This is a genomic window from Methanobrevibacter sp., assembly GCF_017468685.1.
Classification (GTDB): Archaea; Methanobacteriota; Methanobacteria; order Methanobacteriales; family Methanobacteriaceae; genus Methanocatella.
The window spans coordinates 1-6,394 of the sequence record NZ_JAFUHT010000076.1 but is presented as its reverse complement, the minus strand read 5'-3'; the positions used below and the strand labels follow the sequence as shown (position 1 = coordinate 6,394).

Annotated in this window: 8 protein-coding genes and 3 pseudogenes; all 11 read left to right on the top strand. The window is 33.7% G+C overall.

The annotated features are described in order from the left end of the window. Positions 1 to 515 (top strand): annotated as a pseudogene (locus IJ258_RS09730) (hypothetical protein); the annotation flags it as partial. 675 nt (positions 516 to 1,190) lie between these two features. Beyond that, a pseudogene (locus tag IJ258_RS09725) lies at positions 1,191 to 2,284 on the top strand (OBG GTPase family GTP-binding protein). Further along, positions 2,281 to 2,805, top strand: a complete 525-nt coding sequence (locus IJ258_RS09720) for an adenylate kinase family protein (RefSeq protein ID WP_292806385.1) — start codon at positions 2,281 to 2,283, stop codon at positions 2,803 to 2,805. Before IJ258_RS09725 ends, IJ258_RS09720 begins: the two are co-directional and overlap by 4 nt. Positions 2,806 to 2,948: 143 nt before the next feature. Next, the gene (locus IJ258_RS09715) at positions 2,949 to 3,461 is read left to right on the top strand and encodes a Panacea domain-containing protein (RefSeq protein WP_292806383.1); all 513 of its coding nucleotides are present in this window, start codon (positions 2,949 to 2,951) and stop codon (positions 3,459 to 3,461) included. Then, on the top strand, positions 3,451 to 3,885 hold the full coding sequence (locus IJ258_RS09710; protein WP_292806381.1) for a hypothetical protein: 435 nt from the start codon (positions 3,451 to 3,453) through the stop codon (positions 3,883 to 3,885). Before IJ258_RS09715 ends, IJ258_RS09710 begins: the two co-directional genes overlap by 11 nt. Before the next feature lie 313 nt (positions 3,886 to 4,198). Further along, positions 4,199 to 4,564: a ribonuclease P protein component 4 gene (locus IJ258_RS09705; protein ID WP_292806379.1), complete on the top strand. Its 366-nt coding sequence runs from the start codon at positions 4,199 to 4,201 to the stop codon at positions 4,562 to 4,564. Beyond that, entirely contained in the window at positions 4,533 to 4,790 is a 258-nt protein-coding gene (locus IJ258_RS09700) for a YhbY family RNA-binding protein (protein WP_292806377.1), read from the top strand. Before IJ258_RS09705 ends, IJ258_RS09700 begins: the two co-directional genes overlap by 32 nt. Before the next feature lie 92 nt (positions 4,791 to 4,882). Continuing rightward, the gene (locus tag IJ258_RS09695) at positions 4,883 to 5,320 is read left to right on the top strand and encodes a 30S ribosomal protein S19e (protein WP_292806375.1); all 438 of its coding nucleotides are present in this window, start codon (positions 4,883 to 4,885) and stop codon (positions 5,318 to 5,320) included. Positions 5,321 to 5,344: 24 nt separating this feature from the next. Beyond that, entirely contained in the window at positions 5,345 to 5,701 is a 357-nt protein-coding gene (locus IJ258_RS09690; RefSeq protein WP_292806373.1) for a DNA-binding protein, read from the top strand. 6 nt (positions 5,702 to 5,707) lie between these two features. Next, positions 5,708 to 6,292 (top strand): hypothetical protein, encoded by a 585-nt coding sequence (locus IJ258_RS09685; protein WP_292806371.1) that lies wholly within the window; start codon positions 5,708 to 5,710, stop codon positions 6,290 to 6,292. A gap of 20 nt (positions 6,293 to 6,312) precedes the next feature. Beyond that, positions 6,313 to 6,394: pseudogene (gene rpl39e / locus IJ258_RS09680) on the top strand (50S ribosomal protein L39e); the annotation flags it as partial.

The window sequence follows — 6,394 nt, the reverse complement described above, 5'->3', positions numbered from 1 at the left end:
TTTCTAAAATAGGTAAGATAAAAGCCTACACTCACTTTGATGTAACTTATCATCCACAAATCATTAAAACAAAAACAATAAACAAGCAGAAAGATTTAAGTATAATCCGCGATAAACTATCTAACAACAAAAAATTAACAGATTTAGAATGCTCATTGCTGATAGCACTACCCTTATTTGAGCTTAAAGAGAGTGAATCGGAAATTACAGAAGAGATTTGCACATATATCACAGACAAAAAGCACTGTATTCCTGATGATATATTTGATGAGATTGTTGTTGAGATGTATTTAAATATTGTTGAATACATTGATGATGAAAAACAGGATGAATTAATGGAGATGATTGATATGGTAGAATCTTATAATGGATTGATTTCACAGATTAGAAATGAAGGAAGAAATAATGGGAAAAAGGAAGTTATTAATGATTTGCTGAAAAATTTTCCCATCGATGTTGTTGCTGTTCTTCTTTCAAAGAAAAAAAGTGAGATTGAAGAGATTCTTAAAAAGTAGATTTTAATCTGCTTTCCTATTAATTAAATCTGAGTTCTGTATGAGTCTTATTCATTATGGTGAGGACAACACACTCCAATTATTAATTGCCCTCCAATATTAACAATTAATCATTAGAGGTGTTTTAATGTCTGGTAAAAAACAGTAATTGGTGATGAAATGATTAATGCACAACTAAAAGCAAATTCAGAAAAATTAAACATCTCCATTGATGAGTTAATAGAAAGATATGTGAGAAGAGTTTTGTTCACTGATGATTATTGGGAACCTTAAGAAGTTACAATTGAAGAATTGGGAAAAATCAATAAAATCGAACTTGAAAGAGAAAAAAAGATGGGTCTTAAACCTTCAAAAAAACACATGTTTGATGGTTTGATTAATTGAATATTCATAATAAAAATGAATATTTGATTTGTAAATATTAATTAACCATTTAATATGATAGTATTTTTACTATCCTTCTTATTTTTTTAATTTAAAATTATAATTAAATAATATCCAATCCTATTTATATATTTTAAAATATGTCCGATCTATTTGAACAATAAAAAAATGTTTCAAGTAATCAAAAAAATCAACAAACAACTTGGAAGTCCATGGGCTGAAGCCCTTATAAACTTTTTTATATCATGAAAAACTAAAATATTAATCACTGATTTTAGGAGTTCATACTAGATGGGTATTGAGGAAAAGATTAAAGATATTGAGGAAGAAATCCAAAAACACCTTACAATAAGGCAACTTCCCACCATATTGGAAAACTGAAGGCTAAACTGTCTAAACTGAAAGAGGAATCATTGCAGAGAAGCAGTGGAGGGTCTAAAGGACAGGGATTTCATGTTAAAAAATCAGGGGATGCAACCGTGGTTCTGGTTGGATTTCCATCTGTAGGTAAATCAACATTATTGAATAATATTACAAACGCTGAAAGTAAGGTCGGTGCTTATCAGTTCACAACACTGGATATCGTACCGGGTGTAATGGAGCATAAAAACGCCAAAATACAGGTTTTTGACATTCCAGGAATCATCACCGGTGCAAGCAGCGGTAAGGGAAGAGGAAAAGAAATCCTGTCTGTGGCAAGAACAGCTGATTTGATTCTGATTGTTCTTGATACTTTCAACCCGCAGCACCTGGATGTTATTATCAAAGAGTTAAGGGCAATTGGTATCAGGCCGAACGAACAGCCTCCGGACGTTACAGTTAAAAGGAAAAAGCTCGGTGGGGTAAAGGTTTCAAGCACATGTCCGCTGACATATCTTGATGAAAAGACCATAAGGTCAATTCTAAACGAATACGGCTACATCAATGCAGATGTCCTTTTCAGGGATGATGTTACGATGGATCAGTTCATTGATGTATTGGACAGAAACAAGTCATATGTTCCGATGCTGATTTTGCTGAACAAAGTTGATTTGGTTGATGATGCTTATCTTAAGGAACTTAAAAAATACATTCCTGATTTCATCCCGATTTCAGCTGACAAGAATACCAATATCGATGAGTTGAAGGATATAATATTCGATAATCTTGATTTGGTTCGTGTTTACTTAAAGCCTCAGGGAAGAAAAGCGGATATGGAAGATCCTTTGGTTATCAAGAAAGGCTCAACAGTCATTGATGCATGCGGTAAGCTTCACAGGGAATTTGTCAGAAATTTCAGACATGCTAAGGTATGGGGAACATCAGTCAAGTTTCCGGGCCAGAAGGTAGGTCCTGATCATGTTCTTGAGGATGAGGACGTATTGAGGGTAATCCTGAAAAAATGACTGCTATTTTTATAACCGGCACCCCGTGTACCGGAAAGACAACAATTGCCTCTAAATTAAATGGACGCTTAATTAAAATCAATGATCTTGCAAGAAGTCATGGTTTTATTATTGGTGTTGATGAGGATAAGGGTTATGAAATCATAGACATTGAAAAATTGTCACTCTATGTAGGTGAACTCATCAACGAATCAGAAGAACTCCTGATTTTTGAAGGCCATGTCACACACCTTCTTGACGGGGCAGACAGGGTGATTGTCCTAAGGGTAAGGCCGGAAATTCTTGAAAAAAGGCTTGAGGCAAGAGGATATTCTGAGTCCAAAATAAGAGAAAACCTTGAAGCCGAAGCTCTGGGAGTGTGTTCGGCTGAAGCCTATGACCGATACGGTGAAGAGGTTCATGAAATTGATGCAAGTGATCTGACAGTTGATGAGATTGTGGGGCAAGTAGAAAAAATCATTGCAGGGCAAGTGACCTGTCCTGTCGGTGAAATTGATTTTATGGACTGGCTGATTTCATAATCTTAAAGCAATATTGCTTTTTTAGTTGAGAAAAGTATTTAAAATATTTCTTTGATAAATTGTATTAAATATTCCAATAATATTTAAATAATTTTATAATTAAATAGAATATTATTGTAGAATTACTTTTGGGAGGCATCAATATGAATGAAGATATAGTTTATATTCCTGAAAAATTCAAAGCGATGATACATTATATAATAAGCAGATGCGAATCAAAAGAAAATTTTGGTAGAGTTTTATTATATAAATTATTATATTTTTCTGATTTTGACAATTATGAAAAATACGAACAGCCAATAAGTGGAGAAATTTACTTAAGGAAAAGAAGAGGGCCTGTTCCTTCACATTTTTTTGAAGCAATTAAAGATTTAATTGATGAAGGAAAAATCAATGAATCATCCGAACTTGTAATAAATTATAACAAATATAAGTATTCATCTTTAACTGAACCTGATGTTAGTTTATTATCTATGGAAGAATTGCAAGTAATTGATGATACAATTAACAGGATTGCTCATTTCTATTCCGGTGAAGTAAGTCAATATTCTCACGGAGACATTCCATGGAGATTAGCAAAAGATAATGAAGCATTAAATTATGAATCAGTATTTTACCGAGATCCAGAGTACTCTGTGAGGGATTATGATGACTGAATATAGAGGATACACTTTTGAATATCATCATAAGTTCCAAAAAGAATTCAACAAAATTCTTACTAAACATCACTGTCCAACATTAAAGGATGATTTTAAACTGTTGTATGATATCTTAATTCAACATTTAAATGAATCTGATAGATTTGCTCCTCATATATGTATGCATATTTCAGGTTTACAAAACAATGTTACGGTTCCTGCATTCATTATCAAAAAATTTCGTTGTAAAGGAATTAATAGAGGATCAAGGTCAGGGTTTAGAATAACTTTCTTGTTTGATCAAGATGAAAGTAAATTCATCTTTGTTGAAATTTTTAACAAAAATAAAAAAGAAATTCCTGACAAAAATAGAATTAATGAGTTGTTTGTTAAAAAATTGATATTCGAGAGAAATTATATGATGGTGAAGAGAAATATTTAAATTCTTCATGATTGCGATATTCCTTGTATAGTTTTGTGAACAAGCCTTTAAATACTGCTTGTTCTCTTTTGTGAACAAGTATCGGAATTCCTGCTGAAACAACCTTTGTGATGAATTAAATATTTTTTACAAAAATTCATTTTCACTAAAAAATCCGATAAATTCACAACCTTTATAAATACCAATAAACATATCTATTCTTAATATTCATATTAACCTAAGGTTATCATAACTATGGTTTTTGTTTTAATTTGCGCAAATCATTTTAATTCAATTTTGAATATTATATCCTACAATTAATGGGAGGATATTTTTGAGTAGAGGAAAACGACCAAAGTGGATGATTGAAATAGCGATTGAAAGAATGAACATTCTTTTTAATCGGGCTGAGATGGAATTCATCACCCATCCGGAACGTTCAAATCGCTATGTGGAGTTAGCATTGAAGTTGTCCACCAAATACAATACCAAAGTGCCAGAAGAATGGTCAAGAAGGTATTGCAAGAGTTGCAAGTCCTTTCTCAAGCCTGGTCACAATTCTACCGTCCGGCTAGTTAACTCAGAGGTTAACATTTTTTGTGGTGAATGTGGTCATGTAATGAAAATTCCCTATCACAGGGAGAAAAAGTTAAAAAGGAGAGCTAAGTATGATTCAAAACAAAAAAGAATTAATGAATAGAGCTCTTAATGCGATGACAATTAACATTGGCAAGTCAGGCGTTAACGACAATGTAATTGAAGAAATCAAACGCCAGCTAAAAGCTAATGAAATCGTTAAACTTAAATTTGCAAAAAATATCGCTCGCGATAAAGACGCTTACATCGACGATATAGTCTCTCAAACCAGAGCAAAGCTCGTAGACGTTAGAGGACACGTTGCTGTAATCTACAAGAAAAAGCCTTAAACATTATAAATTTAGAGTTACAGGCCCTATTTTTTAGGTCTTAAATTTACAGTGGATTAAGCTACAATAAAATAAAATATTGGAGAATTAATATGACTACTGTATTTGATGTACCTGCAGATTTATTAATTGAAAAAGTCGCAGAAGAATTTAAAGAAAACGATAAAATCGAGTCTCCTGCATGGTCCAATTTTGTTAGAACTGGTGTTCACAAAGAAAGAAAACCAGAAAACCCTGATTGGTGGTTTGTAAGAGCTGCTTCTATCATTAGAAGAGTTTACATTGACGGACCTGTTGGTGTTTCAAGTTTAAGAACTTTCTACGGTGGCAAAAAAGACCGTGGCGTACGTCCTGAAAAATTCATGAAAGGAAGCGGATCTATCATCAGAACTGCACTCCATCAGCTTGAAGACGCAGGGTACGTGGAAAAAGTTGAAGGCGGAAGAGTTGTCACTCCTCAAGGAAGATCCTTTTTAGATAAAATTTCCGGAGAAATAATTAAAGACATTCCTGAACTTGAAAAATATTAATTATAATTTTTAGGAGAGTTTGATATGAGCAATTTAGATGAAATTCGTCAAAAAAGAATGGCTGAATTGCAGGCTCAACAGGCTGCTGCGCAGAACCAGGCACAACAACAGGCTATGGCTCAGGCTCAACAGCAAGAAGCTCAAGCACAATTCGAAGCTCAGAAAAAACAAATCTTAGGTCAAATCATGACTCCTGAAGCTCGTCAAAGATTAGCAAATCTCAAGTTAACCAAACCGGAGTTGGTTAATCAAATCGAAATTCAGCTCATACAGTCAGCACAGGCTGGCAGCCTAAGAGGAAAAGTAACTGATGACCAGCTTAAAGTCCTTTTAAGACAAATTGCAGGTCAGAAAAGAGAAATTAAAATTACAAGGAAATAATATCACATGAAAGCGGCTGTTTTATATAGTGGAGGCAAAGACTCATCCTTTGTGGCAGTAATGCTTAAAAGATTAGGTCTTGACACAGAACTGTACACCGCAAACTTCGGTGTTTACGATTCATACATTCCGGCAGCCAAATCCGCTGAATCTCTAGGTTTCAAGCACAACGTTTTAAAAATGGATAAAAGTATCCTGAAAGAGACTTGTGAAATGATTATGGAGGACGGATTTCCCAATGACGGAATAAAATACATTCACGAAAAAACAGTAGAGGAACTGGCTTTAAATCATGATATTATTGCAGACGGGACAAGACGTGATGACAGAACCCCAAAATTAAGCATCAATCAAATTAAAAGTCTTGAAGACAGAAAAGATGTGCAATACATTAATCTGGACAGTTTCGGTCACAAATCCGTCAGACTGATAACAGAAAACCTCTTTGAGATTTCAAAGGAAAAATCAAACAGGGACAACAGTTCCGATTTTGAGGTTGAAATAAGGACAATGATTGATGATATGGGTGGAAATTCACTTGACATATTCCCTGAACATTATCAAACTCGTGTTATTGGATATAAAAAATAATTATTATTACAGGTGAGAAAATGAGTAGAAATAAACCATTAGCTAAAAAATTAAGAATGGCAAAAGCAAACAAACAAAATAGGAGAATTCCAATCTGGGCTT

Coding starts and splice junctions, on each gene's coding strand:
- IJ258_RS09720 (WP_292806385.1), top strand. CDS start 2,281: ATGACTGCTATTTTTATAACCGGCACCCCGTGTACCGGAAAGACAACA.
- IJ258_RS09715 (WP_292806383.1), top strand. CDS start 2,949: ATGAATGAAGATATAGTTTATATTCCTGAAAAATTCAAAGCGATGATA.
- IJ258_RS09710 (WP_292806381.1), top strand. CDS start 3,451: ATGATGACTGAATATAGAGGATACACTTTTGAATATCATCATAAGTTC.
- IJ258_RS09700 (WP_292806377.1), top strand. CDS start 4,533: ATGATTCAAAACAAAAAAGAATTAATGAATAGAGCTCTTAATGCGATG.
- IJ258_RS09695 (WP_292806375.1), top strand. CDS start 4,883: ATGACTACTGTATTTGATGTACCTGCAGATTTATTAATTGAAAAAGTC.
- IJ258_RS09690 (WP_292806373.1), top strand. CDS start 5,345: ATGAGCAATTTAGATGAAATTCGTCAAAAAAGAATGGCTGAATTGCAG.
- IJ258_RS09685 (WP_292806371.1), top strand. CDS start 5,708: ATGAAAGCGGCTGTTTTATATAGTGGAGGCAAAGACTCATCCTTTGTG.